24 protein-coding genes are annotated in these 26,715 nt (G+C 66.6%); 6 read left to right on the plus strand and 18 right to left on the minus strand.

Annotated features, from left to right (window positions below):
• The first annotated feature begins 279 nt into the window (after positions 1-279).
• Positions 280-1,248 (plus strand): IS481 family transposase, encoded by a 969-nt coding sequence (locus PU704_RS18645; protein ID WP_101852925.1) that lies wholly within the window; start codon positions 280-282, stop codon positions 1,246-1,248.
• Positions 1,249-1,478: 230 nt separating this feature from the next.
• Here the strand turns inward: PU704_RS18645 and PU704_RS18650 are convergent, their stop codons facing one another.
• The gene (locus PU704_RS18650; RefSeq protein ID WP_024476692.1) at positions 1,479-3,086 is read right to left on the minus strand and encodes a recombinase family protein; all 1,608 of its coding nucleotides are present in this window, start codon (positions 3,084-3,086) and stop codon (positions 1,479-1,481) included.
• A gap of 37 nt (positions 3,087-3,123) precedes the next feature.
• Here PU704_RS18650 and PU704_RS18655 point away from each other — a divergent pair, with 37 nt between their 5' ends.
• Together PU704_RS18655 and PU704_RS18660 are read left to right on the plus strand one after the other, a co-directional pair.
• Complete coding sequence (locus PU704_RS18655) at positions 3,124-5,022, plus strand: C-terminal helicase domain-containing protein (RefSeq protein ID WP_277552478.1); 1,899 nt, start codon at positions 3,124-3,126, stop codon at positions 5,020-5,022.
• A gap of 99 nt (positions 5,023-5,121) precedes the next feature.
• Positions 5,122-7,170 (plus strand): KAP family P-loop NTPase fold protein, encoded by a 2,049-nt coding sequence (locus PU704_RS18660; protein WP_277552480.1) that lies wholly within the window; start codon positions 5,122-5,124, stop codon positions 7,168-7,170.
• Positions 7,171-7,427: 257 nt separating this feature from the next.
• On the opposite strand, the gene PU704_RS18665 is transcribed toward PU704_RS18660, so the two are convergent.
• The 12 genes from PU704_RS18665 to PU704_RS18720 all read right to left on the minus strand — a co-directional run bounded on the left by PU704_RS18665 (position 7,428) and on the right by PU704_RS18720 (position 20,671).
• Positions 7,428-7,784: a DUF4913 domain-containing protein gene (locus PU704_RS18665; protein WP_277552481.1), complete on the minus strand. Its 357-nt coding sequence runs from the start codon at positions 7,782-7,784 to the stop codon at positions 7,428-7,430.
• A complete protein-coding gene (locus PU704_RS18670) occupies positions 7,781-9,460 on the minus strand; it encodes a type IV secretory system conjugative DNA transfer family protein (RefSeq protein ID WP_277552483.1) in 1,680 nt (559 codons plus the stop codon). The genes PU704_RS18665 and PU704_RS18670 overlap by 4 nt, the downstream gene beginning before the upstream one ends.
• The gene (locus tag PU704_RS18675) at positions 9,457-10,989 is read right to left on the minus strand and encodes a hypothetical protein (RefSeq protein ID WP_277552486.1); all 1,533 of its coding nucleotides are present in this window, start codon (positions 10,987-10,989) and stop codon (positions 9,457-9,459) included. The genes PU704_RS18670 and PU704_RS18675 overlap by 4 nt, the downstream gene beginning before the upstream one ends.
• On the minus strand, positions 10,989-12,521 hold the full coding sequence (locus tag PU704_RS18680) for an SCO6880 family protein (protein WP_277552488.1): 1,533 nt from the start codon (positions 12,519-12,521) through the stop codon (positions 10,989-10,991). Before PU704_RS18680 ends, PU704_RS18675 begins: the two co-directional genes overlap by 1 nt.
• The gene (locus tag PU704_RS18685) at positions 12,518-14,218 is read right to left on the minus strand and encodes a hypothetical protein (RefSeq protein ID WP_277552490.1); all 1,701 of its coding nucleotides are present in this window, start codon (positions 14,216-14,218) and stop codon (positions 12,518-12,520) included. The genes PU704_RS18680 and PU704_RS18685 overlap by 4 nt, the downstream gene beginning before the upstream one ends.
• Positions 14,218-15,015, minus strand: coding sequence for a DUF8175 domain-containg protein (locus PU704_RS18690; RefSeq protein ID WP_277552492.1), 798 nt, complete (start codon positions 15,013-15,015; stop codon positions 14,218-14,220). Before PU704_RS18690 ends, PU704_RS18685 begins: the two co-directional genes overlap by 1 nt.
• 46 nt (positions 15,016-15,061) lie before the next feature.
• On the minus strand, positions 15,062-15,355 hold the full coding sequence (locus tag PU704_RS18695; protein WP_277552496.1) for a hypothetical protein: 294 nt from the start codon (positions 15,353-15,355) through the stop codon (positions 15,062-15,064).
• A 16-nt stretch (positions 15,356-15,371) separates the two neighbouring features.
• Positions 15,372-15,950, minus strand: coding sequence for a DUF6668 family protein (locus PU704_RS18700; RefSeq protein WP_277552498.1), 579 nt, complete (start codon positions 15,948-15,950; stop codon positions 15,372-15,374).
• A gap of 26 nt (positions 15,951-15,976) precedes the next feature.
• A complete protein-coding gene (locus PU704_RS18705) occupies positions 15,977-17,377 on the minus strand; it encodes an AAA family ATPase (RefSeq protein WP_277552500.1) in 1,401 nt (466 codons plus the stop codon).
• Complete coding sequence (locus tag PU704_RS18710) at positions 17,377-18,930, minus strand: hypothetical protein (RefSeq protein ID WP_277552502.1); 1,554 nt, start codon at positions 18,928-18,930, stop codon at positions 17,377-17,379. The genes PU704_RS18705 and PU704_RS18710 overlap by 1 nt, the downstream gene beginning before the upstream one ends.
• Positions 18,927-19,358, minus strand: coding sequence for a hypothetical protein (locus PU704_RS18715; RefSeq protein ID WP_277552504.1), 432 nt, complete (start codon positions 19,356-19,358; stop codon positions 18,927-18,929). The genes PU704_RS18710 and PU704_RS18715 overlap by 4 nt, the downstream gene beginning before the upstream one ends.
• Positions 19,359-19,543: 185 nt before the next feature.
• On the minus strand, positions 19,544-20,671 hold the full coding sequence (locus PU704_RS18720; protein ID WP_277552506.1) for a transglycosylase SLT domain-containing protein: 1,128 nt from the start codon (positions 20,669-20,671) through the stop codon (positions 19,544-19,546).
• A gap of 180 nt (positions 20,672-20,851) precedes the next feature.
• Here PU704_RS18720 and PU704_RS18725 point away from each other — a divergent pair, with 180 nt between their 5' ends.
• A complete protein-coding gene (locus tag PU704_RS18725) occupies positions 20,852-21,199 on the plus strand; it encodes an ArsR/SmtB family transcription factor (protein WP_277552508.1) in 348 nt (115 codons plus the stop codon).
• A 105-nt stretch (positions 21,200-21,304) separates the two neighbouring features.
• Here PU704_RS18725 and PU704_RS18730 read toward each other — a convergent pair whose 3' ends face one another.
• Genes PU704_RS18730 through PU704_RS18745 form a run of 4 tightly spaced genes read right to left on the minus strand, consistent with a single transcriptional unit; the run spans position 21,305 to position 23,614 of the window.
• Positions 21,305-21,742, minus strand: coding sequence for a hypothetical protein (locus PU704_RS18730; protein WP_277552510.1), 438 nt, complete (start codon positions 21,740-21,742; stop codon positions 21,305-21,307).
• Positions 21,739-22,332, minus strand: coding sequence for a hypothetical protein (locus PU704_RS18735; protein WP_277552512.1), 594 nt, complete (start codon positions 22,330-22,332; stop codon positions 21,739-21,741). The genes PU704_RS18730 and PU704_RS18735 overlap by 4 nt, the downstream gene beginning before the upstream one ends.
• Positions 22,329-23,330 carry a hypothetical protein gene (locus PU704_RS18740; protein WP_277552515.1) on the minus strand — a complete coding sequence of 334 codons (1,002 nt, stop codon included), beginning with the start codon at positions 23,328-23,330 and terminating at the stop codon, positions 22,329-22,331. The genes PU704_RS18735 and PU704_RS18740 overlap by 4 nt, the downstream gene beginning before the upstream one ends.
• Complete coding sequence (locus PU704_RS18745) at positions 23,330-23,614, minus strand: hypothetical protein (protein WP_277552517.1); 285 nt, start codon at positions 23,612-23,614, stop codon at positions 23,330-23,332. The genes PU704_RS18740 and PU704_RS18745 overlap by 1 nt, the downstream gene beginning before the upstream one ends.
• A gap of 369 nt (positions 23,615-23,983) precedes the next feature.
• Here PU704_RS18745 and PU704_RS18750 point away from each other — a divergent pair, with 369 nt between their 5' ends.
• Together PU704_RS18750 and PU704_RS18755 are read left to right on the plus strand one after the other, a co-directional pair.
• Complete coding sequence (locus PU704_RS18750) at positions 23,984-24,199, plus strand: hypothetical protein (RefSeq protein WP_075872786.1); 216 nt, start codon at positions 23,984-23,986, stop codon at positions 24,197-24,199.
• Between the two features lie 270 nt (positions 24,200-24,469).
• A complete protein-coding gene (locus PU704_RS18755; protein ID WP_277552520.1) occupies positions 24,470-25,615 on the plus strand; it encodes a hypothetical protein in 1,146 nt (381 codons plus the stop codon).
• On the opposite strand, the gene PU704_RS18760 is transcribed toward PU704_RS18755, so the two are convergent.
• Positions 25,564-26,598 (minus strand): LysR family transcriptional regulator, encoded by a 1,035-nt coding sequence (locus tag PU704_RS18760; RefSeq protein WP_277552523.1) that lies wholly within the window; start codon positions 26,596-26,598, stop codon positions 25,564-25,566. The two genes, PU704_RS18755 and PU704_RS18760, sit on opposite strands and share 52 nt — an antisense overlap.
• Positions 26,599-26,715: the final 117 nt, after the last annotated feature.

The following is a 26,715-nucleotide window of genomic DNA, read 5'->3' on the forward strand; positions in this document are numbered from 1 at the left end:
CCGCTCGGCTGGCCGTCACGGGCGCGAACGGTGCCGCAAAATTTGCGGCACCGTTGAGCCGGTTCACGAGGGTACCGAATCGGCACCCCCGTGACATACCCCGTTTGGGGTCGGTCGCAGGTAGCTCCCTGTGGATAAGTCTGCATATAGTACCTCAACTCGATGCCAGGTACTAGATGTACCCGGCCATGAGGTTGGTGGCGTTTCCGGTCTTGTGAAAGGGGAGAACCTCCGGGCTTAGTGGAGATGTCTGACGTCTTCACGAACTCGGAGGTTCTCGTGTCCCACCGTAATGCCCGCTTGACCGTGCACGGCAGGCTGCTCATCGTCCATCGTGCCGGTGCCGGGTGGAAGCAGGCGCATATCGCCGCGGCAATGGGCGTGTCCCGACGCTGCGTGAAGCGGTGGCTGGACCGCTACCGCGCCGAGGGTGAAGCCGGTCTCTACGATCGCTCCTCGCGGCCTCACCACGTCGCCAACCGCACCCCCGATGCCAGGGCCGCGGCGGTGGTCGCGATCCGGAAGAAGGAACGAGTCGGCCGTGACGAGGTCGCGGCCCGCACCGGGGTGCCGGCGCGGACGGTGTCGCGCATCATCGCCCGGTCCGGGCTGCCTCGTCTGGTCGATCTGGACCCGATGACCGGGGAGCGGATCCGCGCGTCGAAGACCACAGCGGTCCGCTATGAACGCGAGCAGCCCGGCGAGCTGGTGCACATGGACGTGAAGAAGCTCGGTCGCATCCCCGACGGCGGCGGGTGGAAGGCGCACGGCAGAGCGATGGGCTCCACAGCCGCCCGGAAACAGACCGTCGTCGGCTACGACTACGTGCACTCCGTCGTCGACGACCACTCCCGGCTCGCATACTCCGAGGTCCTCCCCGACGAGAAGGGCCCGACCTGCGCCGCGTTCCTCGAACGCGCCATCGGCTACTTCGCCGCGCACGGCATCCCCCGCATCGAGCGGCTGATCACCGACAACGCCTGGGCCTACCGATGGTCGCTGCGCGGCGTCTGCGGCGCGCACGGCATCCGGCAGAAGTTCATCAAACCGCACTGCCCGTGGCAGAACGGCAAGGTGGAGAGGTTCAACCGGACCCTGCAAACCGAATGGGCCTACCGGCAACCGTTCACCTCGAACGACGACCGCACCGCAGCACTTGACCCCTGGCTCGAGCACTACAACACTGGACGACGCCACTCAGCCCTCGGAGGCAACCCCCCGATCAGCCGACTGCAACCAACGTCCTGACCCCGTACAACTAGATGTTGTGGTTTGCCTGTCGTACCTGTCTACATGGATACCTCGACGCAGACCACCACAACCACGCCCGAACCAGCCTCGACCGATGCCCCCGAACCACTCGGCGCACGCCTCGCGCGGGAGAGCCGCGCAGCGCAGGGCCTGCCTCCGGTCATCGCTGACCCACGGGTGCGTGAGCAACTGCAAGCCCTCTGCGGCCTGCCGAAGGCGCGGGGGCGTTAGGCGCGCCAGACGAACTCGACCCGATGTGCGAGAATCCCCGCCCGGTACACCTCACGGCGGGCATGAAACGCTTCGACGGTCTCATTGCGCCGCCTCGCCGGTGTCGCGCCGTTCATCCCCCTGGGCAGGGCGTGAACGAGGACGGCTTCAAGGACGAGACTGGCGGCCTGGTGCTGCCACATCGGGGTACGGTCGGCCCACTCCTGTGCGACGGTCGTCATATCAATCGACGGGCCAGTGTGCTCCGGCACCGTGGCGGCGTACTCGCGGCGGGTGCGTTCGATGCGTTCGGCGATCCGTGAGCGTTGCCGCACCCACATCGACTTGTCGATCAACCCGTCGTAGTAGTCATCATCGAGCCGGGCGAGGCGTTCCCGGTCGGCATCGAGCGTCGCGGCAAGCCCCACTCGTGCGGCCTGATCCGCGCCCGGAGACTGGCGCTTGGCGGGGTTGAGGGTGATCTGCTCGAACGTCGCGAGCACGGCTTCCTCCACGAGTTTGGTGAGGTCGCCGGAACGGATCGAGCGGTTGCACCCGCCCGGCACCTGTTGCACACACTGATACACCTGGCCGCGATGCAGCATGGCGCGTCCGCAGGTCGAGCAGCGGATCAGACCCGAGAACGGATACAGCCGTTTCGCCGCCCCACTGCCGGGCTGATGGAAGTTTCGGGCCTGCTTGCGGGCATCGAGCACATCGGAGACCTGCTGCCAGGTGTCCTCGTCCAAGATCGCGGGCCACGCGGCGGTCGTCTGCATCAGGGAGGTTTTCGACCGGGTGCCGTCCGGCAACAACGGTCGATACTCCCGTACCCCCTTGATCGAGGGGTTGCGCAGCACCAGTTTGAGTGTCCGATCCGACCACCGGCACCCGTGCGTCGTACGGATACCCCGCCGGTTCCAGTCGGTGAGAATCCGGTACAACGTCTCTCCGGCCAGCACCCGCCGCGCGGCTTCCCGCACCAACTCGGCAGCCTCGGGGTCGATCACGAGCGTGTGGTTCTCGGCGCGGTAGCCGAACGGCACCTGCCCACCATGCCAAGTGCCCTCGATGGCCTGCTGCTTCGCCGCCCGAGCGACACGGCGGGCGGTGTCGGCTGAGGACTTGTTCGCCATCGCGACCAGCACCCGCGCCATCGCCACATCAGAATCCGTATCCAACCTCAGCGAGCCGGTCACGGAGCGGACGCTGAAGCCGTTGAGTACCTTGGCGTCGATCAGGTCTTCCAAGTCTCTCGGGTCGCGCACCGCCCGATCCAGGTCGTAGGCGATCATCACCCCGGCGCGCTGCTCGCTGAGGTGCTTCAACATCGCGCGGAACTCCGGGCGCACCACGCGCCGCACCCGCTCACCCGTCGGGAGTGTGATCGTGCGCTGCTTGAACGCCGACGTGTCGTTCTCCCGGTACACCTGGGCGACTTCCCACCCGTGCGCTGCCGCATACGCCCGGCAGTCAGCTTCCTGCCGGTCAACACCGCGCTCGGTGCCCTCGGGATCATCACTGATCCGCACATACACCACCGCCCGCAACGACGGCGACGCCTGCGCCGTCGCCTGGTCGTTCGGCTCATTGCCTGCGGTTCGTTCCTGCTGATCGTGGCTCATCTCAGCCACCGCCTTCCTAGCTCTCATCGAGAGGTAGGTGCGTTTACAGAACCTCGGCTATGCGGCCACGGTGCACCGGGCCCAGGGCGCGACCGTGGACACCGCCCACGCCATCGTGGACGACGCCACCGACCGGGCCGCCGCCTATGTTGCTGCCACCCGAGGGCGGGAGAGCAACCAGCTCTATGTCGCCCTGAGCGAGGGGCAGTCCCGGGACGAGGTGCTGGAGAGCATCGCCGGGGCCTACGACCGGAACCTCTCGGCCCACGAGACGGTGGCCGCCGAGGCCTTGCGCAACGGTGACGTCGCCACACTGGGTGAGGTCTACCGCGAGACCGCCGACGCGGCGTGGACGGCCAAGACCCGTGCGATGGCCGTGGACGTCATGGGCGCGGACAAGGCCGCGGACTTCACCGAGACCGAGGCGTGGGGCGCGGTGGCCACCCACCTGCACACCGCCCAGCAGGCCGGTATGGACCCGGCCGAGCTGTTGTCGAGGGCGGTGAACCAGCGCGGCTTTGGTGGGGCGGAGAACCCGGCCGCGGTGCTCGCGTGGCGGCTGGAGCAGCAGATCGAGGCCGCGAGGGCGATCATCGACAACACCGACCGCCGGCCCCTGGGAAACCTCACCGACGAGCACCTGGAGCGGCTGGCTGAGCGCACCACGGCCGCCCAGAATTCGCCCCAGCTCGAGGACCCACAATGGGCCTCACACCCCTATGCCTGGATGCCCTCCGCCCAGCTGGCCGAGGCGAAGGCCAGTGCCGAGGCCGAAAACCTCGCCCTGCCCCCGGAGCTGTGGGAGTCCACCACTTCACTGCACCTGGACTGGGTGGCCCGCACGATGGGTGCTGAGCAGGAGCGCCGGGCGGGGCTGTCCCCGGAACAGGCGGCGGTGGAGCAGATCGCCCGGGGAGAGCGCCCCCGCATCGACACGGGAGTGTCGATCGGGGAGGCGATCGCCGCCGAGCAGCAGGTGCGGGCCGTGGCCGCCAAGCCCCCCGCACCGGCCCCGGTGGCGGACGGGCGCCGGGTAAGCGAGGACCTGGCCCCCACCCCGCTAATCACCGACGCGCAGGTGCCGGCCCAATATCGGGAGCAGCTGGAGCGGCTGCGCACCCGCCTGGAGGAGCGCGTCATGGTGCGCGGCGCCGAACTGGCCGAGACCCGACCGGAGTGGACCGCCGCACTGGGGTCGGTGCCGGCCAAGCCGACCAAGGCAGCCGAATGGCACCAGGTCGCCGCCGAGGTCGAGGCGTACCGGAACCGCTACAACGTCCCCGCCCATGAGACGGCGCTGATCCCCCAGGCCCACCGGGACGACCCGACCGCGGCCGCTCTAGTGGCACGGGCCACCGCGCTGCACAAGCACTCCGCGCTCACCACCACCGCCCCGCAGACCCCGGAGCAGATCCGGCAGACCGTCGATGAGGCGCACGTGGCCGAGCGGGTACGCACCACCCCGGCACCAGCTCAGGAGGCCGTGGAGACGCTGCGCGCCACCCGCGCCGAGGCCGCCGATCCGCTGCCGGCACCGCAGGCGAGGGAGGCCGCGGTCACCGAAGCCGCCACGACTCCGGTAGCCGAGGAGACCCGGCGGGTGCTGACCAGGGAGGAGCTGATCGCCCACGTCGTGGCCCAGCACCGGGCCCAAACTCAACAGGCCACCCCGACCACCGATGCAGCTGCCCCCCACGAGCCGGCGACCCCCACGCCGGCTACTCAGCAGAAAGAGCCCACCGTGTCCGAGAACGCCCAAAACGACTCCACCCGCAAGCAGTTCAAGACAGACCTGGAGCGCAGTCAGGCCGAGGTCATCAAGCGCTTCAAGACAGCAAACCGTACGGAGCAGAAATCTCACCGGCAGGAGGATAGAGCCGCAGCCACTCGGCGTGCCGCCGATATCATCCGCCGAGAAGGCGGTCGCAGCCTCTAGTACCGAGGGGTGTCCTATCTCAGGTGGTAGCCAAAGTGCGCCTGCTTTTTTGGGGCACCGGCGCATGAACCGCTACTCCACTCTCGAAAGAAGGCGAGAATGAAGCGAAAAGCTGATGAGCCCATTGAAAATACCTCGGAAGATTTACTGTCGAGGGCAGATGGGGCAGTCAAATTTGCCAAACGGGTACTCGATTTCGATTTATCTCGCGGATTGGTGGTGGGCGTCCTTGGCCCATGGGGGTCAGGCAAAACGTCGTTCCTAAACATGGCACGGCCCGAAATGGAAAGAAACGGCGCCACAGTTTTGGATTACAACCCTTGGATGTTCAGCGGGGCCGATCAGCTCGTTGAGTCGTTTTTTGCTGAACTGTCCGCACAACTAAAGGTAAAGCCGGAATTGGAGGAAATTAGCAAGAACATTTCTAAGTATGGACAGGCATTTTCAAAGTGGGATTGGCTCCCTTTTGTCGGGCCCTGGATTGAACGTGGTAAGGGAGTCGGCGATCTTATCGTTGACCTAATGGAACTGCGCAGCGAGGGTGTGGTAGAGCGACGCAAAAAACTGCAGGAGGTGCTTGAGGCTGCAGAGAATCCAATTGTCGTCGTTCTGGATGATATTGACCGTCTGTCGACATCAGAAATACGGGATGTTTTTAAGCTGGTCCGTCTAACTGCAAGCTTTCCATATATTGTCTATGTATTATCGTTCGATAGAGCGCGAGTAGAAGCCGCACTAAGGGAGGATGGGATCCCCGGCCGGGACTATTTGGAAAAAATACTCCAATTGGCTATTGATTTGCCAGCTGTTCCTGAATCGTCATTGAAGTTGCAGACACTAAATTCGCTGGTCGAAACCCTTAGTAACCTTGAGTGGATCGACGACGTTGACCGCAAAAGCTGGCCAGATGTATATTCGGAAATTATCTCCCCGCTGGTCAAAAACATGCGGGACGTGAAGCGGTATGCCGCTGCGGTGGAAGGGACTATCGAATCGCTCGGTGGCCAAATAGCGCTTTCGGACATAATGGCATTGGAGGCGATACGAACCTTCCTGCCAGACCTGTACTTAGGCTTACAAAGGCACGTTCCTGAGTTAACTTCGACGTTTGACGTTTGGACCAGGGGGCAGGAGGACCCTGAATTAGTTAGGTCGATCGAGAAGCTTTTAGAGTCCAATGGAGACCAAGAAAAACTTGTGCGCTCGACTATCATGCGTCTTTTTCCTGCGGCTTCACGCCATATCGGAGGCCCTACATATAGCGACGATTATAAAAGGATATGGTTGCGCACCCGTAGGGTGGCGCATGAAAGTAATTTGCGGCTTTATTTTGAACAGATGGTAGGGGAAACTTTACTTGCCTTCAATAGTGCCCAAAATGCTTGGAACCTAATGTCGGATAGTACTGCATTTGCGTCGTATTTGAACGGACTGCCCGAGAATCAGCTAGGTGAAGTAGTTGAATCCCTCAAGTCATACGAGGATCTTTTTGAGGAACGTCACGTTATTCCGGGTGTAACAGGCCTTGTCAATCAGATTTCAAGAATCCCTGATAACAATTCCGGATTTTTCACATTTGACGGGGATATTGTTGTGGGCCAAGTAGTGTACGCGTTATTAGAAATTGTCGAAAATGAAGAAAAACGCACCGATATGGTGCAAGCTATCTTATCGGGCGTAACGACGTTAAGCGGAAAGCTCGATGTGATAGAGACCGTTGGGCACCACCTAAACAGTGGACACGGATTGGTGTCAGAAGCTGTGGCTACGGATCTCAAAAAATCATGGCGTGCGGAGGTTAGGGCTACGCCCCCGGATGAACTGGCGAAAGAGTATAACTTGCTCCAAGTTGCTGTAAACGCCCGAAATTCGGTTCCAGGGGAACAAACCTTTATTCTTCCAGCAGAATCTAAGGTTACTTTTACCCTTTTGCAGTCCGCACATAGTCAATCGCGTAGTCAAACAGTGGGCAATCGAGCAATTGATGTTACGGATCGCCTGGCGTGGGACACTCTTGTTGCGCTGATGGAACATGAGTACGTGTTGAAGCTCAGAATCGATAGCGCTCGTGAAGAATTTGGGGAGGACGCGCCGGATTTGTTTGCTCTTGCGGACCGTTACCTGAGCGGCTGGCGTCCGCCGCGTTAATAAGTCGTGAAGGGCCTGGGTGGCGGCCGTAGGCTGCTGCCCCAGCCCTTCACTTGACCTAGTGGCCTGTGGGTAAGGTGCTTACGGGCCACTAGCGCTGAGTGAATGCGTAAGAACTTATGGGCGGCCATGGCAGTGCCCTGGGTCCTTGGAAAGGAAGGGCCTCGGCCACTTAGGACAGCGCACGGACGCCTGTCCTCCGGCAGGGGCAGGGTGCCTACTGGGAAGGCATGGCACTCTGCCCTTGGTCTAGGTGCTCACCATATCCAGTCAGCGGGGGGCTGTTCGCAGGCGAGGATCCGGCGGAAGCTCTTCTCAACGTGGGAAGTGCCGCACTCCCCGAAGGGACCGCGCTTGGTGAACAGCACGGCGGCGTGACGGTCGAAGTGATCAGTCCACCACGAGGACATGCCACCTTCCGCCTGACGTAGAAGCCATTCCTGATAGAGGGCCTTGAAGCGGTCCACTGCCTCGGTGTGAGCCCACCATTGTGGGCACCAGCGCATGGCTTGATTCATGTCAACGGACTCCACCCTGGAGACCAGCTGCTCGACCCACTGCACGAATTCTTCCGGGGTGAAAAGCTCGTCTGTCTCGGTCTGCTGTTCGCTCATGAGCGATGTCCTTCCGTGATCCGCTCCAGCACCGGGTTGATGCGGGCTGTCAGGGCCTTGTCCTCGAACCACCGCACGGTGCGCACGATCGTGCCGCCGCCGGTGGAGGTCTTCACCCAGGCATGCCCGGCCGGCAGCTCGGCCAGCTTGGAGACGGGCATGATGTCTCGCTGCTGTGTCTGCACCGACCGGGAGGCCACACCCCGGGAGGTGGAGGTGCTGCGCACCTTCGCGTCGTAGGTGCCGATGAGCTTGCGCAGCGACTCCAGAAACTCCGCATCATCGGAGCCACCGCCGTAGACCTTCACCGCGGCCGCCGACCACAGCGTGTCCCACCCGGTGCGGGCCAGCATGTCCACACCTTGGCCGCGGGTCTGGAAGTAGGCCGAGACGACGATGCCCATCGACCCGAAGAACGAATACCACTCGGGCAGCTGCTTGAGCTTCACCACGTTGCCGACCTCATCGAGGTCAGCCACCAGCGGCACCGGCAGCCGGCCCCCGGCCCGGCGGGCCGCCTGCTGGGCGGCAGTGACTACCGCGTAGACCAGGGTCGAGACGAACGCGGCCCCTGACCCGGCAGCGTCCTGAGTCAGCAGAATGAGAGTGTCCTTGCTGGTGACGAAGCGGTGCGGGTTGAACACTGGCACTCCCGGGGTGGGGGTGGTCCAGGCCAGCAGCTCGTCGTGCACCAGGGCGGAGGACATGCGCTGGGCACTGGCGGCCACCGATCCGCGGGTGTCCTCGGGTTGATCCCCCATGCCCTCCAGAGCCGCGGCCGGGCCGGTGTGCCCGGCCTGTTTCAACAGCTGAGCCGGTTCCATGAAGGCCGCCGAGGACACCCAAGTCAGCACGTCCGCCAACGTTTTGCCGCTCTTGGCCGCCGCCAACAGGCACCAGGAGAGGTAGTCCCGGCCCTGGGAGTCGAACTGCGGATCGCCCTTCCCGCCGGCCGAACCAGAAGCGGAAGCCGTCTCAAAGATGGAGGCGACTTCCCCGGCGGACACCGTGTCGGTGACGGTGGCCAGCAGGTTGAAGATCATCGCGGGGCGGGTGCTGTTGCGCCAGATGCGCTGGGGGTCGAACAGCCACACGGTGCTGCCCGTGGTGGTGCGGGCAGCCATGACTTCGGCCACCCCGTCCACCTTGTTCGTCGTCATCACGAACGCCCCCGGCGCCTCGGTGGCGTGCCGGATCACCTGGGAGGTGGTCTTACCGCGTCCGGTCCCCCACACGTGCGCGGAGCACTCCCGCCAGCCCTGATAGACCGGGTTCTTGCCCACCAGCCCGATGGTCAGCCCCGGACCAATCTCTGGAGCATCAGGGTGGAGCCGGTGGGCCTCCGTGGTGCGGGCGGGGCCCATCGCCGGGTTGATCCGCCCCGGGGGGCTCATCCGCCGTGCCGCCTCCTGGGTCTTGGACGGGCTCCGGGTGCCCCACACCATCAGCGCGGCCACACCCACTACGACCTCCAGGCTCACGAGGAAGGTGGCGGCCGTAGGCCAGTCCACCGCTCCGGTGGCCAGCTGGATGACCAAGGTAAAGGGGTTCCAGGGCAGGTCCCTGGTCACCGGGGTCAGCGCGTTCCCCAGATGCACCAGGCCCACCGCGCCCATGACGGCGGTGAACAGGATCAGGATGCCGATGAAGCTCTTGTTCTGGTCGTTGGTGTTCATGCGTTCACCCGTGCCTGTGCGGCCGCCCAGGCGGCATTGGTGTCGTGGACCCGCAGCTCCCCGGCGGTGAGGTTGGTCTGGAACGGCACCCCCGGTGCCTCCCCGGTCTTGAGCATGAACCGGCCCCGCCCAGGCGGGGGCGAGGTGCGCCCGGTCTTCGGGTTCACCGAGCCCTCGGCCGACCACGCCACCAGTAGCGCCTTCTCCTGCTCCGAGAGCGGGAAGACCGTCTCCAGCATTCCCATCTCGTTCTGGGCCAACCCACCGAGCACCTTCATGGAAGAGCGTTCCATGAACCCGGTGGCGATCTTGGTCAGCTCCTCGGTGGAAAGCTGGAGGTCTTTCATGGAGTGGGTGATCAGCAGCTGCCCAAGGCCCTTGGTGCGGTTCAGGCGGGTGATGCCGTCGATCTGGTGGACCAGCAGCTCGGAGGCCCGCAGGGCTTGCCACAGCTCGTCCATGATCATCAGGTGGTGGCGCTCTTCCATCAGCCCGGCCTCGGCCAGGGTCTTGGCCGCGGAGATCCCGGCTTGGGCGTAGGACCAGCACACGATCTGCACCGCAGCCCGCAGGTCCAGCAAGGTCTCGTCGATGGCCGAGAGGTCGAAGTCCACCGACTGGTCGATGTGCATCTCCTCGGAGGTCTGTCGGCAGAACACGTCCCCGAACGGCCCATGTGCGCCCAGGGCGTTGAGCCCGGCCAGCAGGTTGCGCACTTGCCCCCGGTAGGCCGTCTGGTCATCGACCAGGATCGCGGCCATGATCGCCGGCCGCGCGGCGGTGATCACGTCCACGACGTCTTGGATGATCGGTTGCCGGCCTTGGGCCTCGGCGTGCTCGGCGGCCTCGGTGATCGCCATGGAGAGCACCGTGGGCTCTTGCTGGCGGGCATCCAGCGGGGCCTTGAACACCAGCTCCAGCAGCCCGGTGAGGGCGTTGAGGCGGCGGCTGTGGATTTCTGCGCGCATCTGTCGCTGCAACGCCTCGGGCAGCTCCCCCAGCCGGCGCCACAACGGCCCGGCGTCCAGGGGGTTGATCGACCCCACCCCGGGGGCGACCCGGATGACCTGCCCACCGACCTCGACGGTGAGCCCGGCCAGGTCGGGCTTGACATCACTGGCGCCCACGAACAGGAACCCCTGGTCCACCAGGGCCAGGGCCATGCGCACCGCCACCGAGGACTTCCCCCGGGCCTGGAGCCCGAGGATGAAGCAGGAAGGGGAGGAAATGATCCCGCGCAGAAACAGGTTGATCGGGTCCCCGCACACCACCGAGCCGTTGAGCTGATTGCGCCCCAGCACCGCCCCCACCAGGGGTGAGGAGGTGCCCACGGCGAAGGGCCACAGCCCGGCGGTCTGGTTGGAGGTCGCGGTGAACTCCGGGGGTGCCTCCACCCAGGAGTTCATCCCACCGTGGGTGACGTCCATGCCCTTCTCGGTGAGCTCGCGCAGCTGCGCGGTGCCGGCGGCGGCGGAGCGGCCGATGACCGTGTTGAGGATCTTGTCGGTGAGCTGGTCGAAGACAGACATCACAGCGCCTTTCGCACATCAGCCGGAACGGTGGCCACGGCATCGGGCACCACACCCAGGCCGAGGTTGAACGCGAAGGCCGCGTCGTCGTTGTAATCGCACTCACGCAACCCCAGCTGCACCCCCTGGGAGGCATTGCGCCGCAGCGTCGCCGCCACCCGGGGCAGCTGCTCGACCCGCTCGACGGTGGCCGTGACCACGATGGAGAACCGCACCAAGGAGGCGCCCTCGGCCTGCTCACGCTCGGCCTTCCGCGCCTTCTCCAGGGCGATGATCTGAGAGCTGGTCGGGCGGCGGTTCTTCTGGTTCGCCGCGAACTGCGCGTTCGTCAGCGCCTGCTGCACCTGGATGGCCGACTTGTCCGGGGACTGGGGCCGGTAGAACACCGTCACCCGCTTCTGCAACATCTCCGAGTTGGGCGCCAGCAGGGCTACCAGGGCGTTCTCCCGGAAGGTGCCGGCGGGGGGACGCCACATCTGCCAGGACTTCGACACCACCCCGCCGTGCTCATACCGGCCCGGGGAACCGACCACGCGGGCGGCCGAGGGTCCGACCTCCTCCCAGCGCAGCCCGGTGCCGGCCTCCGACAGGCGGGCCTTCTCCACCGCGGCGGCTGCCAGGGGGTTGTAGGCCAGGTAGGTCTGGTCGATCAGGTCATGCTCCTGCATCAGGGAGACCGACCCGGCCCCGGCCTGCTCGAGTTGTTCCAGGAATCCGCTCAGCAGCGAGGACACGTCTGTGGCCAGCTCCTCGGCCGTGCGCTCGGGCACCCCCTCACCCGCGTTGGCCCGGGCGTTGAATGTCAGAGCAATCCACTGCTCCAGCTTGGGCACGTCCTGGTTGAGGTTGGCCACCACCTCGTCCATCGTGGCGCGGGCGAAGGCCGGCACCGACTGGGACCCGGCCTGGGCCCGGCCCACCGCCACCGCATCGGGCAGCCGCTCCCCCGGATCGGTGGTGGACTGGGTGGTGACCGAGACCTGCACCAACTCCGTGTTCGACCCGGCATCACGCTGGAACGCCGCCCAGGTGCCCACCATCCGATCCAGCCGGTTCTGATCCAGCAGCCCCAGCCCGGAAGAGTTGGCGATGACGAACACCGTGCCGGTCTTCAAATTCGGGTGCCACAGCATCACCCCGCGGTGGCCGAACAGGTCCGTGAAGGTCACCGGCTCGGTCGCCGCCAGCACTCCCGGGGCGCGAAAGGACCCGTCGGGGATCTGCGAGGTCGGCCCGGCCTTGTAGGTGGTCCGGTTATTCTTCTCCGCCCGGGAGAACATGCCCCGGGCGATCCACCGCTCCGGCTTGGACCGGCCGTTGCGGTCCTTGGACCCGAGCACGGTGGCCACGGCGAAGGCGGCCACCGCGATGCCGGCAGCTACCCAAATCTGGGAGGCCATGATGAACAAGAACACCAGCACCGACCCCACACCGAGGACGACGGTGGAGGCCATCGAGAACCCCAACAGCCCGGCCGTCTTGTCCTCAGCGATGTTGCCGTACTGCCGCACGATCACCTGGTTGTTACTCACAGATCCTCACCACTCTCAATGGATTGCTCGCTGTCCCGGACGGTCTCCCGCAGCCCGTATTCGAGCCGCTGGCCGTTGATGAACGATGTCTTGGCCCCCGTGGCCGAGGATCCTTCCCCGGCCGGGTGACCAGCAGGCCCGGCGCCGTTCGTCGGAGCCACCGGCTCGGCACCGGCTGGCCCGGACGCCTCGGATGCCCCACCGGCAGCTGCCGGGGGCGGGCTCGAGCTCTGCACTTGCTCCGCGCCGGCCGGGCCGCTGCCCGTGGAGGTGCTGGAGCCACCTGGCGTGGGGGCCCCGTTGGTGGGGCTCTGGACGTTCTCCGCGCCCGAGGCACCCCCGGTCGTGGTCCCCGGCGCGGAGGTAGGAGTCGCACCAGCCGTGCTGCTCTGGACGTTCTCCGCACCCGATGCCCCATCGGTCGTGGTCCCCGGTGCAGAGGTAGGAGCTGCATCAGCCGTGGCGCTTTCCACGTTCTTCGCACCGGCCGGGCCACCAGCCGTGGGCGAGCCTCCGCCAGCTGCCCCGCCGCTACCCGGTGCCTGGGCCCCGGTCGCACTGGAGGCACCGCTCCCAGCGCCGGCACCAGCACCCGAAGCCCCGGCGCCGGCACCCGAACCGGCCCCGGCGGCTCCAGCGCCACCAGTTCCAGCACCCGCAGCGCCACCGGCTCCTGCGCCCGTAGCGCCAGCAACTCCAGCCCCCGTAGCGCCACCGGCTCCAGCGCCGGCAGCTCCAGCACCCGCGGCGGCCGCCCCGGCGGCGGCCGTGCCGACACCAGCGGTCAACGCACCGATCGCCACCGCACCACCGAGCATCGCTAGCCCACCAGCACCCATACCGCGGGGACCGGCGCTTACCGCCGGAACCAGGACGCGGACCAGAGCGGGCATAGCGAAGCAGGCCGAGAAAATGACCACCGTGCCGGTGAGCAAGGAGATGATCTTGTTGGCGACCTCATCGCCCCCGGTGCCGTCGATCCCGTTCATCAAGGCCAAGCCGAAGCCGTAGATCACCGCGGCCCCGGGTTTGAAGAGGATCATCGCCAGCAACCAGCCCACCGCTTTATCGAAGGACTTCTGTCCCTTCTGCGTGGTGGAAGCCGCAGCAAAGATCGGTAGCAGCCCGCACAGAGCCCCGGCCACCCCGTAAGAGAAAATCACCAGGGCCGCGTTGAGGATCGCCCCCAGCAACGCGAATGGAGTCAGGAACAGCAAAATCCCAGCGGTAGGCAAAGCCATCCCGGCACCCACCATCCCGCTCAGGCCCATCGACTGCCCCAGCCCGTCCCGGGCAGCGTTGCCGGCAATGGTGTCCACCAGCCACGGGGCCACCTCATCGGTGACGGCCAGGGACAGCGCCACCATGGACACCGCCAGCCCGGAGACCACCACGGTGCGGATTAGCCCCATCACCAGGTTCTCAGCCGACTCCCGGTTGTGGTCCCGAGCAATGCGCAGCACGGCGAAAGCCGTGCCGATGATGCCCGCGACCCCAACGAAGGTCGTGGTGGCGGTCTGCACCCGCTCAGTGGCCGAGCCCGTGCCCATTTCTGGGGCACCGATGTTCAGCCACCAGGTGCCCACCAGATCGAGCATCGTGGTGAACACCTCGATCAGCCACCCGGCCATGAACAGGATCAGCTTCTCCACCGTGTCCCCGGCAATGCTGCCGGCGACGTCCTTGATGACGTCCATCAGCTCTTGGGCCCCCACTCCACGTAGGGCTGACCTTGGTACTGGTCTGAGGTCATCAGGTCGGTGCCCGAGGCCGGGTCCAGCTTCCAGTCCCCGTCCTCCCACACCACATCGGCCTGCACAGCCACCTTGGTCGTCAGACCGTTGGCCGAGGGCAGGGAGTAGATCAGCTGATAGGAGGCGGCCTCATCGGTGTAGTGGTCCTGGGAGTAGCCGATCAGCGTCGTGGACGCGGAGGCGGACCCGTCATCGCCTTCTTCCACGCCATCGCGGATGCGCTGAGCCTTCTGCTCGATTCGATCCCGGTTGGGCCCCTCAGCAATGCCCACCTCGACGTTCTTAGCGGCCTCCTCGCTCACGGACGGGTCCAAGGCCATCGCATAGGTCGCCGCAGCCATCAGCGCTCCGGCCTCGGAGTGAGCGAAACCGACCCGCAGCCCCGAGTCGCGTCGTTCGCAGCCGCCGAACTCGGGGGAGGAAGGCACCACGTTGTAACCGGCGGCCACCCAGTCCAGGACCTCGGGGGCCTCATCGGCCACCGAGGACGTGTCGGTGCTCAGCCGCGCTTGGCAGTCCCAGGCGAAGTCCTCCCCCATCTGGGGAATGGCCGCCTCGGCCGCCTCCTGACTAGGAGCGGTCGAAGCAGCAGAGGTCGTGGGGGCCCGCACCTCATCGGGGGCCGTGAGGTTGCGAATGGTCCATCCGGCCACCGCGACCAGTAGCAGCACCAGGGCGATCATCGCCGGCCCGAACCAGCGGGGGCGGGTCCGAGTTACGTCGTTGTCGTGCGTATCCATCGTGGGGCTCTCCTTCTTGTCGTGTGCGTGGCGATCGGGGCCCGGCTCAGCCGCCGGTGATCATGTTCCAGATCGCCCCGGCCGCCCCGAGCAGAGCAGCAGCGACTAGCGGCCACACGGGGGCCTCGACCTCATCACCGCGGCGGCGGTTCCGCCCGGCGGTGACGAGCCCGAAGATGAAGTAGACGAACAAGACGAGGCCAGCGGCCCAGAGAATCCAGCCCAGGATCATGGTCACGTTCTCCATCCCCGGGGGCTGGGTCGGTGTCGCGTTGATGGCCGGGACCAGCACCGTGTTGAGGGTGCTCAGGGAGGTGGTCATGAGGGTGTTGGTAATCATCGGGGGGTTTCCTTTCTCAGTGCCCGGTCTGGGCGATTTTTTCGATCTTCCGCAGCACGGTCTTCAGCCGGGTGCTGGAAGGGGCAGGGGTGACGCCGACCTCGCGCCACGAAGACTCATAGGGGACCGTCATGGCTACCGGAAACATGCGCGCCACACCTCGGGCGAAGGTCAAGGTGGGCTTGGTGATCCGGTTCTTGGGCCGGTCGTGGACGATGACCAGACCGACCAGCTCATAGGGCAGCTGCCCGGTGGCGGACTTGCGCGCCAGCTGGGCCGCGGACTCCAGGGAGGCTGCGCTGGTGGAGCACACCAGCAGCGCCCGTCCCGCCCATTCCGGTTCTTGCACGCCCGCGTCCACGATTGATCCGGGGCACAGCCTGGCCAGCGTGGAGGTTCCTACCCCGCCGGAGGCCCCGACCAGCCACAGCGTGGCCTGGGTGACGTCGACCGGGGCCGCCGGCTCCTCCTCAGCCACCGGCTCTTCGGCCAGGGTCTGCTGGAGGTTTTGCGGGCCGCGGATGGATTCCCGGGCCCCGAGGATCGGGTCTTCCTCCATCGGGTCCTCCTCCTCCACCACCTCAGGGGCGGCCACGAAAGGGTTACGAGGGCTGTCCACGATCACAGTCCCTCCCGCACTGCCGCCCCGGCGCGCAGCCAGGCCCGGCGGGTGGCCGGGGTCATCGCGGAGAACCGCACCCGACCCTCCACCAGCGCCCGGTCATAGGGGACCGTGACCACGGCCCGGGCGTAGGGGGCGAACTCGGTGGCCAGTTCCTTGGCCTTGGTCTTCTGGTGGCCGGGTTCGCAGCACAGCACCACCATCACCGCATTCCGGGCGAGCTCCTGGGCGTGGGTGTCCCCGGTGTGCAGGGCGGCCAGTACCCGGGAGGCGCCTTCGGCGGCGTCGTCGACGGATTTCACCGGGATCACCACCTGATCGGCGTGGCGGATCATCGCCTGCCAGTTCGCCCCGCGTTCGGTGTTGCCGGAGTCCATGACGATGGCCCGGTAGTACTTCGCGGCCACCGCGTGCAGCCGGTCCACCTCGTCTCCGGTGACCATGTGCCGTTCCTGGTCCCCGGAGCGGTCATCGGAGCGCAGCACGTCGTAGCGATCGGCGGGCTGGTGGTGGACGTACCCGGACAGGTCCCCCACCCGGGCGTCGGAGGTCATGAAGTGTTCGGTGCGCCCGAGCAGGTCCACTACGCATGCCTCGTGCCCGGCATCGAATGTGCGCCAGCCCAGGGAACCGAGGGAGTTGTTGTTGTCCCAGGCCAGCACCCCACCCCCGGAGAGCCGGGCGAACACGGCGGCCAAGCAGATCACCGTGGGGGTCTTGCCGGCCCCGCCCTTGGGATTGAGGACCGCGATCGTGCGCGGCCCGGCCCAGTGAGCGGAGACGACCGCCTCGTCCTGCCGTTGGCTCAGCTCCGCGGCCGAGGGCACCAGGCTCAGACCCAACTGGTTCAGCGCCCCACGCCACCCGCGCTGGGCCGGGGCGTCCACCTCGGGGCGGTCCACGAAGGAGGGCAACGACTCCCGCCGGCTGCCAGCCGTCTCCGGCTCCGCTGCCGCCCGGACCGTGGACGGACGGCCGCCGAGGAACGGATTAGGCGCGGGAGCAACGGCCGCAGCCAGTGCAGCAGGGGCCTGATCCTCCTCGGTCGCAGCAGCCACCGGGGCCGCGGACTCCACGGGGACCGACGTCGCCGGTTCTACGGCGGGCACCGGCTCAGGCTCGGCAGTCTCGGCCGGCTCGACCGTTGCCACGGTCTCCACCGGGGGTGCGACGGCTTCCTGCCGGGACGTGCCATCGGGGGCGACGAGGAGCGTGCGGGACCCGGAGGGGTCCTCGATGTGCAGCTGGGTGTCCTCGATGGTCTGCTCCGCCAGCGTCATGGCCGTGGCCATCACCGCCCGACGGGCATCGGCCACCGAGGGATAAGTCTCACGGCTGGTCTGCCCGGCGGTGTCCAGGTCCACGGCACCAGTGGAGTCGATCGTCGCGGTCATTCTCATCAGGGGGTCTCCTTGGCAGTGGGGGTAGGGCTCGCAGTCGGTGAAGTGCTGGCTGTGGGGGTGGGGCCGGTTCTGACCAGGGCGTAGAGGGAGCCATCGGTGGACCCGGCCACCCGGGTCATCGCCATTCCGTTGTCTGTGATGACGTCGGGCACCGCCGCCTGGTCAGCTCTGGTGGTCGCCTCGGTCTGCCCGTCGCAGGTGATCTGGGTCTGCTTGCCGTTGTCGGTGACCCAGGCGTAGCCGGCGGCCAGCGTGGCTTGGCCATCGAGGCGGTGGGCGGTGGTGGCTTCCACATCGATCAGCACCGTCGAGGCCAGCAGCAGGCCGTGGACCCGATCGGCCTGGACGGTGGAGGTGGTGATCTGGCTTCCGTCGAGTTCGCGCACCGCGACCTGCTTCACCGCGGTGACGTCGGTGGCCTCATTGACGTCGTAGAAGCCGACAAAGGTCTGCTTGCCGTCCTTCCACGCGGCCACCACCCGGCCCTGAACACTGCCAAGGACGCCGGTCAGTTCCGCGCCCTCGGCCGGGACGGGCAGCACAGCGGGCTTCGGCAGGGCGGCCGAATCGGTGCCGACCCGCCACACCTTCCCCGCCTTGGCATCAGCGGCAATCAAGTCCGCCCCCTGGGCTTCTAGGGGGTTGGCGGCCGCCGGCACCACCCGGGAGACGGTGGACCCGTCCGCTCTCACCAGCAGGGACTTTTTGGTGGGCAGATCCAGCCGGGGCGCGGTGCCCCCGTCCAGGACCACGGTGGCCTCCTGCGGCACTTCGACCCGGATCGGCTCGGGAGAGTCGGGGGTGAACAGCACCAGCTCCTTGGCCGTGGCGGCCGCCAACCGGGTCTGCCCATCGACGGTGAACAGCGCCATCTGGGTCACGGTGAACGGTGCGCTGCGGCTCCACTGCTCCACACCCGTGTCCGGGTCATGGCCAATGAGCTTGCTCCCGTCCACGCTGACCGGGCGGCTCTCCCAGTCCAGGACCGCCTTGACCTGGGACCCGGACATGGGCGTGGCCCAGGCGCCGTAGGTGTCCCACCCGGCCGGGGCCGGCACCGGCAGCTGGGCCGGGGGTGGGGTGTGCACCACCGCGACCGGCTCCCCATGGCCTTCCGTCAGGTTCATCGTCACTGAGGTGCCCGCCGTCAGGGCCAGCACCGCGACGCTGCCCCAGATCGCCACGGTGCGGCCACGGTTGCCTTTGCGCGCCGCTCGGGAGCGACCGGCACTGGTGCTGCCGTCCCCGCGCACACCCCGTCGCTGCGGTGCTGCCACGGTGGCGGCCGGAGGCTCGTACTCCTGAAGGGTGCCGAGTCCGGCGTCGACGACCATTTCGAACACGGACCCGTCCTCCGTGTGGCCCTGCACCCGGCAGGCCTTCAAGCCCAGCCGCCGGCAAGCTTCGGCGGCCGCGTCCGCGGCGACCTCGTGGGCGGTGGCGGCATCGAGCACCGGGTAGGTCAGCACCTCCCCGTTGGCATCGGCCACGATCTGCTCCGCCCCGAAGGTCAGGGTGATCACCGGCCAGGAGTGGACGGCTACGCTCACGAGGCGGCCTCCCCGGCGGGCAGGTCGTGGGACTGGTGGCCCACGACTTCCCAGGCCCCGGAGCGATGCTCGAGATAGATCGTCACGTGCCGGGTTCCGGTGCCCTCGGCCGGTTCCCCGTCGCGGCTGGCCCACCGCCAGGTCACCTTGTACGCCCGAACCGCCATGTCCTGCCCGACGTCGCGGGTCACGTCCCCGATCGCCGGCACCGCCTGGGCCCGGCTGTAGGCCCGGTGCGAGGCGGGGTCCAACCACGCCCCCTGGGAGGAGTTGCGTTCGGGCTCCACCTGGTGGGCCGCCCACTCGTCGGACATGAGCGGCTTGGCGCGGATCGCGGCCGCCGTCTCGGTGCGATCCAGAGCGGTGTCCCAGGAGTGCAGCAGAATCGCCGCTGTGCGGGCGGTGGAGTCCACATCGGTACGGTCCACGTTTTGAATGCGCGGGAACGTCCCATCCCCGGGCACCTCCGGCGTCGGGAGACTGCTGGGCGTAGCCGAGCGGACAGGGGCCGCCGCGCTGGAGGAGGCGGAGGTCTCCTGAGCCGGGCTGGTCGAACACGCCGCCAGGGGCAGGGCGCACAAAACCAGGGCAGTGATCAGGTGGGGGTGGCGGCTCATGTCGGCCACGCTCCTTTCTCTCGCAGGATCGGCTCGGGGTCGATGTTGTAGCCCTGATAGGGAAAAACGACGTCGGGGGCCCCGGGGCGGTAGATCTCGAAGTGCAGGTGGGTGGCCATGCCGAACTGGCCCCGGTTGCCTTCCACACCGATCACGTCACCGCGGGTGAGTTTCTGACCCTTCTGCACGCCCCAGGAGTTCAGGTGGCAGAAGGCGAACCCGAAATCGGGATCGTCGTCGTTGTCGACCTTGGCGATCACGCACCCGTCCGCAGCGTTGAACCCGGTGATCCGCAGATCGGTCGGGGCGATCACCGGCCCGCCGGCACCGGAGCCGGCACCGGGGGTGGCGAAGTCCAGGCCCATGTGGTTCTGCGCCCAATCGGGCACCCCGGGCACGTTGCGGCCCCCGTAGCCGGAGGTGAATTTCCCTCCGGGGAGCGGTGTGGTCCACTCCCCCTCTCCCAGGTCCCCGTCCCATGCCTTGCCACCGGTGGGGGCCTCACAGCCGGCGGAGAACTCGATCTGACCGCCGTCGAGAATCGTTTCCACATACCGTTGCGTCTCCGCGAACGGCGGCACACCCTCGTGCTCGAGGACCGCTCCAGGGCCGGCGTTGTAGGCAGCCAGGGTCAGGCGCACCAACTGGTCCGCGTCGTCGCCGGCCAGGGACTTCACTTCATTCCTAAGGCCTGCCATGTAGCGCCCATAGGCGAATATCGCGTCCTCGGGATCAGTGACTTCCCCACCGTTCCCGTACTGAGCCCAGGTCTCGGGCATGAACTGGGCGATGCCCTGGGCCCCGGCGGAGCTGCCGGCGTTGGGATTCCAGTTGGACTCCTGATTGAGCTGGGCGGCCGCGACACTTGCAGGGAGTCCGGCCGTCTTGGCGGCCTCCTCCACCAGCGGACCCCAGCCGTTGGGGACGTTGATCACCGCGTCCTCGGGGTCCTCGTCGGAGACGACCGTGGCAGGGACGCATCCGCTATTGGCTGACGCCTGCATGTCCGCCACCAGTGCAAGTCCGGCCACACCTACGACGGGCACACCCATCGCCATCACCCCGCCCAGCGCCAGGACGGCGATAACCAGAGTGGATGAGCCGTGGGACTGCTCTTCTTCCACACGTCACCTCCCTTTCCAGCGCCAACCCGTTTGGCTGTTTTATGCAGCTATAAAAGTTGTAGCACGTATTGGCTGTATAAGACGGTCGAGACAAGTCTGGCTCGTTGCGGTATGGGTCTCGGGCCCGAGGCGCGATGTCAGTTGCGTGTGAGGTGTTGCGGGTGCGACACAATGAATTCCGTGCCGTCCGTAGTTCGCCCTGCAGGTCAGCCTGATCTTGTTGCCGAAGCCGCCAAGGTGTTCGGCAACACCGTCCGGCTGTCGATCATCAATGCCCTCCGGCAGGGGCCGGCGCTACGTGCGGACCTGGTGAAACGAACGGGGCTCCCGGCCAAGACTCTCGGTGCTCAGCTGACCGAGCTGGAGGCCATGGATGCCGTGAAGGCGGAGGCGCAGCAGAGCCGGGGCCGGCCGATGCTGTACTACGCGAATCACGCGCGGCTCGAGAGGCTGCTGTCTGCTCTCGCGCAGTATGTCCTGGCGGATGTGCGGAGTGCGGGTGCGGAGACGCGCATCGAGCCTCACTGATGTCTTCCCATGCCACAGTGCCCTTCCCGTAGGATCCGTATTGAACATGTTCAACTGGGATCCTACGGGCAGTCCGTCTAGGGCTCAAATGCTGTGCGTCGCGGTCTATCGCTCGTGCTGATCCTTCTCAATGACGTCCAGTATCGCCTGGAGGCCTTCGGGGTCGATCTGACCGAGGGCCCGGGCGGCGAAGTTGCGGACTTCGGCTCGTCGGAGGGCGCGGACGGTCTGGAGTTCTTGCTCGACCTGCTGAGGGAGTGGACCGTCTTCTTGCACGAGGTATCTCGAGTCCACTCCGAACACGTCTCCGAGGGCTCGGAGCAGTTTCTCGTCGGGGCGGACCCGGGTGTCTGCGGTCTTGAGGTAGTGCCATTTCGTGCGCGAGATGGCCACGCCGCGTTCTTTGAGGCCTTGCTGGATCGTGGTGAAGTCGTAGGGCTGGCCGGCTTCGGTGCGCAGGGTGTCCAACAGCAGGTTGATCTTGTCGGCCAAGATCTGGGCTGACCGTTCCCGGTTGGCGTCCCCCACGTCTTTTCTCCTCATGTCACGATCCAGGCATAGATGCTGCCCAGGAAGGCCAGCCCGTAGATGAAGCCTGAGATCACCTGCGGCCCGGTGTGGTCCTGGAGCCGGATGCGGCTCCAGCACACCGCCAGGCCCACCGGAACAAACAGCAACCCGACAACACCCCAGGATGTTGTCAGGGCAACAATAGTTCCGCCCATCATCATGCCGTGCCCGGAGATCTTCCACCACGGACTCACCACAGCGATCACCAGCCCTGCCAGGAACGTGGCCACGAGCAGCGCCACGATCTCGATCGGTCCCTGCAGCAGGATCGCCGCCGTGAGGTAGCTGAGGACCAGCACCAGCACCCCGGCCATCACCGGGCGGCGGTGCTCCTTCACGCTCACGTGGTGGTCGGTGAGGACCCCTCGGCGCACCAGCAGGAGAACCACGACCAGCGGCACCCCGCACACGATCAGGGCCGCGCTGACCCCCCACCACAACGAGGCCGCAGACGGGTTCGCCCCCCAGGGCAGCGCGATGAGCAACGCCGCCAGCAGCACCGGAGGCTGGAAGGCTTCCGTGGCGGTTCTCTCCCAGCGGGGGACGACGATCGAGGTGCTCATGATGTGAGTTCAAATCTCCTCTCGGCGGCCTGCAGGACACACCGTTGCTTGTCCGACAGGCCCACGTTCTCTGCCCGCAGGGCGTCTTCGACGGCAATGACGGCACTGTAGAGAACCTTCTGGGGATCAGCCGACAGAGCGCTGGACCAGCCCGGAGGGCGCCCACCAGGGCTCCACCGGTCCGCGCCGAGGTGGGCCCACACCGGGGCGATCCTCAGGATGTCCATGCGCAGACCCATCTTCAGGCGCCGGCCTTGGGCGTAGAGCCCCAGCCACGCCACGGCCAAGCACACCAGCACGGCCCCGGGCAGGAAGACCGGACCGAACGAGGCCCGCAGGGCCACAGCTACAGCATCCCACGCGCCGGAATACCCGAGGACCGCGTAGCCGGCCTCGAGCGTGCAGCCGAGCACGAGCAGAGAACCTCCCACACCCAGGCCGAGCAACCCCGGCCACAGCAGGCGGTCGTGCCCCGGCTGGCGCAGGGTGAGTTCCCGGAAGGCGACACGGGCAACATCGGCGGCGTTCCACGCCCCCATCACCATGATGAACAACGTGTAGACCAGTGTGCCGCCCTGGGCAAGATGGTCCGGGATGAACGCTCCCGAGGTCGGGCCCCGGTCGATCGAGAAGAACGCTGCCGTCAGTCCCAGCAGTAAGGCGCTACCGATGGCGGCCTCCCGCAGTGTCCGCGACCGGCTCCAGTGCCTGCGCTGCAGGGACTGGACGAGAGCCGCCCGCAGGCACCACACGGCGCTGAGGGCGAGCAGGTTGCGCACCAGGTGGAAGACGTTCTCCCCGCCCAGCCACGCATCCACGGTCCGTTCGGGAATCATGACCCCGTTGGCCGAAAAGGCCAGCGCTGCCAACGCCGTGCCCACCCAGACGAAGTCCACTCGGCGTCGCCGCGCCACTCGTGGCAGACGAACGAGCACTGCCACGGCGGCGAAGAGGCACGCCACAGCTTTGAGCAGACTTAACACCGCTCCGAGGCTCATCAGAAGGCCTCGAGCAGAGGATCCACCTGCTGGGTCAGCCGGGCGGCCAGCCGCGTAGCGGCGTTCTCTGCCGCGATCTCCTGGGCCGTCCAGGTCGAAGAACGCCCGAGAAGGGTCTTGATCCGCCGGGAGCCCCCGATGTGGGCGAAGGCATTCCCCAGCGTGAGCTCGCATCCACCGTGCATGAGGAGGATGTGTCCGTACTCGTGCAGGATCACGTGCCGGCGCAGCAGCTCGCTCTCCCCGGCAGCATGGAAGATCCAGGACCGCTCAGCCTTCTCCAACCACAACCCCGTGACGTCCTGACCCAACCCCGCCGGCGCTGGCTTGATGTGGATGGGCTTGCCGTGCCGACGCTGCACCTCCAGATGAAGACCATCCCAGGTGAGATGGCCTGGCAACTCAGCCAGCACATCGGAGCCGGAACGGGAAACAGTTCCCCCTAGCCAAGACATGCCCTCCAGGCTACCTGGAACTTGAACATGTTTATGTTGAACATGTTCAAAAGAATGTATGGTGGATGCGATACACCCAGACGGGAGCCTTCGGCGCGTCTTTACCACCTTAGGTTTCAGAATCAAGGGGGCCAGGAAATCGTGGAGACACACCCCACACCGCTACCGGTTGCGGTTGCGGTGTGCAACGATGGCTTCATGACCGAGTACCAGCAACCGAAGCTGCAAGGACACAAAGTGGCGTTGTCCACGCGTGTGTCTCCTGAGCAGCATCGCGCGGCCGTCGAAGCGTCTCATCGAACGGGACTCAGCATGGCCGAGTACATCGGTGCCTTGATCGACCGCGATGCGGGACGACCCAACAAGCTCGACAACAGGGAGGAGCCGCGCCTACCGCTGGCTAACTCTGCTTAAACGACTGACGGCCCGCCTTGGCAGGGCGGGCCGTCGAAGTCATCCGGCTGTCGCAAGTTTGGCGACCTAGACAGCCGTTTCAACAGCTAACTGAATCGGAACCTGTCATGAACCCAATACCAGGGGACTGTTGTGTCCCCTAGTGTACCTGAGGCGCGTCCGCAAATGGACCCCTCATCACTCAAACGCGCCGATTTTCGGTCACACTCCTCCCCCGACGCTGCCCTTGAGGCCTCCGGGGAGCTCCCGTCGCACCGTCGGCGGGTGCGGGTGGCCTACGAACGCTCCAAGGCCGTGGTGCTGCGCGCCGTGCCCAAGGGCTGCCGGTTGGCCCGCCACGTGGTCGTCTGGAAGCGCGCGGTCCTGGAGCACCCGGCCCTGGAGCTGATGCGCGCCGATGGCCGGTCCAACATGGCCGCCCTGGTCGAGGTGATTGCCCTGCAACAGGACCCGGCCTCGCGGACCTGGCGCACCACCTGGGCCTGGGTCGCCGAGCGCCTCGGGGTGCACGAGGACTCCGTGGGGCGGATGATCCGCCGGCTCAAGGACTGGGGGCTGCTGGCGGTGGTGGCCACCGGCCGCTCCGCCCGCTACACCCCGCGGGCCACGGGCAAGAAGCAGGGTGAGGCGCCCGTCTACGCCCTCACCGTCCCCGCACCTCCGGCTTCTGGGCCCACGCCGGCCGAGAACACCTCAGAGGAGGCAGCGGTTGTGGATATAAATGTCGGCCCGGTCCCCCCGGAGGGGGTATGTTCTCCCCCGCACACGCGCGAGAGCTTTTCCCGAAGGGACGCGGCTACGCCGCGACCCTCTGCCAAGGCCGCCGCGCAGCGGCGGGAGGTCCAAGCCGCGCTTGCCCAGCGGACAGCTGCGCTGTGGCCGGCTCATGCGACGGTTCGGCCTCTGAGTGGGCGGGGGTCCCGCTCGGATTGGAAGCAGGCTTATCGTTTGGCGGGGTTGGAGATCCAGCACCACGCGTTGGTGCTGCGGCGGATCACCACCGCCTACGTGGTCTCGGTGGCCAGGGCCCACTTCCAGGCCGGCTGGACAGTGGCTGATGTGCTCCACGCCCTGGACTGGGCACCTAACGGCCACCGCTACCCCCACGACGCGGCCACCGGGATCGAACACCCCGGGGCCTGGTTCGCCGCCCGGTTGCGCGCCTGGACCCACCAGGACGGGACCCCCCACCGCTCCCCCGACCAGCGCCAGGCGGCTGAAGCCGAGCAGCGTCGGGCCGAAGCCGTAGCGGCCTCGGCCCGGCACGCCGCACGGCAGGCGGCGGAGGCTTCAGTGGCTGATGTGACCGTTAGGTCGGGGGCGTCGGTGGTGCGTCGCCCGGTGAAGGAGCGGTTCGCGGCCGCTTATGCGGCTGGCTTGGCCGAAGCTGCCCGGCGTGCTGGAGCCGCGGGGTGAGAGAGGTCCTGCTCAACGGTTTTCGCCGGCGAGGCTGGTGTCAGCATCGGGGTGTCAGGGGCGTGGGTGGGGTGCGCAGCGGGGAACGTCACGGCTTCTGGGACCAGGGTGGTGGCAGCGATGGTCTGGGCGGTGGTGATGAAGGCTCGTGCGGTGGGGCTGATGGTGTCCTCTCGCCAGGCGATGCTCACGGTCGAGGGCGGCAGATCCTCGACCGGGACGAAGGCCAAGCCGGGCCAGTTGTAGAAACGTTGGGTCGAGGACTGGGTGAAGGCGATGCCCTGGTGGCTGAGAATGGCTTCGAAGCACTCATCGACGGTTTTCACATCGGCGCCGATACGCGCTGGGTGCCCACCCCGGACATCGATGGCCAACCAGAAGTCCCGCCAAATCTCAGGGGCGTGACGGGCCACAAAGGGGTCGTCCAACAGCTCTTCGACGAAGACCGTCTTCCGGGAGGCCAGCCGGTAGGTATCCGGCATGGCCAGGATTCTCGGTTCGGTGAACAGTGGTTCGGCCCGGAGCCCTTCACATTCCGGCATCGGGGGGCGAATGAAAGCGACGTCAGCGCTGCCATCGGCCAGTCCGGCGGTGGGATCGGCGAAGGGGTAGGAACGCATCTGCAGGTGGACCTCAGGATGCTGTTGACGGTAGGCAGCCAAGACCCTCGGGGTCAGTTCGGCCGCAGCGTTGGCTTGGAAGCCCACCACCAACCTCTGACCCACACCCCGAGCTGCGCGCCGGGTGGCCTCCGCGGCAACCTCGGCGGCGGCCAGCAGAGCTCGGGCATGGTCCAAGAGCACCTCTCCGGCCGGGGTGAGGCTCACCCCACGAGGAGAGCGGACCAGCAAAGGAGTACCCACGGAACGTTCCAGATTACGGACCTGCACGCTCAACGATGGTTGGGCGATGTGGAGCCGGGCGGCCGCGTGTCCAAAGTGCAGCTCCTCGGCAACAGCGATGAAGTACCGCAGGACACGCAACTTGAACCGTCACGGGTTTGATGCCGCTTCCTTTCGATGAAGGATGAGGACATGCCCAAGAAGTACGACGCCGAGTTCAAGGCCCGAGCGGTGCGCATGGTGCGCGAGCACCAGCAG

Source organism: Kocuria oceani (genome assembly GCF_029524215.1).
Taxonomy (GTDB): domain Bacteria; phylum Actinomycetota; class Actinomycetes; order Actinomycetales; family Micrococcaceae; genus Kocuria; species Kocuria oceani.

Coding starts and splice junctions, on each gene's coding strand:
- PU704_RS18685 (WP_277552490.1), bottom strand. CDS start 14,218: ATGGACGTCATCAAGGACGTCGCCGGCAGCATTGCCGGGGACACGGTG.
- PU704_RS18735 (WP_277552512.1), bottom strand. CDS start 22,332: ATGAGCACCTCGATCGTCGTCCCCCGCTGGGAGAGAACCGCCACGGAA.
- PU704_RS18650 (WP_024476692.1), bottom strand. CDS start 3,086: ATGAGCCACGATCAGCAGGAACGAACCGCAGGCAATGAGCCGAACGAC.
- PU704_RS18690 (WP_277552492.1), bottom strand. CDS start 15,015: ATGGATACGCACGACAACGACGTAACTCGGACCCGCCCCCGCTGGTTC.
- PU704_RS18695 (WP_277552496.1), bottom strand. CDS start 15,355: ATGATTACCAACACCCTCATGACCACCTCCCTGAGCACCCTCAACACG.
- PU704_RS18740 (WP_277552515.1), bottom strand. CDS start 23,330: ATGAGCCTCGGAGCGGTGTTAAGTCTGCTCAAAGCTGTGGCGTGCCTC.
- PU704_RS18705 (WP_277552500.1), bottom strand. CDS start 17,377: ATGAGAATGACCGCGACGATCGACTCCACTGGTGCCGTGGACCTGGAC.
- PU704_RS18750 (WP_075872786.1), top strand. CDS start 23,984: ATGACCGAGTACCAGCAACCGAAGCTGCAAGGACACAAAGTGGCGTTG.
- PU704_RS18665 (WP_277552481.1), bottom strand. CDS start 7,784: ATGAGCGAACAGCAGACCGAGACAGACGAGCTTTTCACCCCGGAAGAA.
- PU704_RS18660 (WP_277552480.1), top strand. CDS start 5,122: ATGAAGCGAAAAGCTGATGAGCCCATTGAAAATACCTCGGAAGATTTA.
- PU704_RS18730 (WP_277552510.1), bottom strand. CDS start 21,742: ATGAGGAGAAAAGACGTGGGGGACGCCAACCGGGAACGGTCAGCCCAG.
- PU704_RS18670 (WP_277552483.1), bottom strand. CDS start 9,460: ATGAACACCAACGACCAGAACAAGAGCTTCATCGGCATCCTGATCCTG.
- PU704_RS18675 (WP_277552486.1), bottom strand. CDS start 10,989: ATGTCTGTCTTCGACCAGCTCACCGACAAGATCCTCAACACGGTCATC.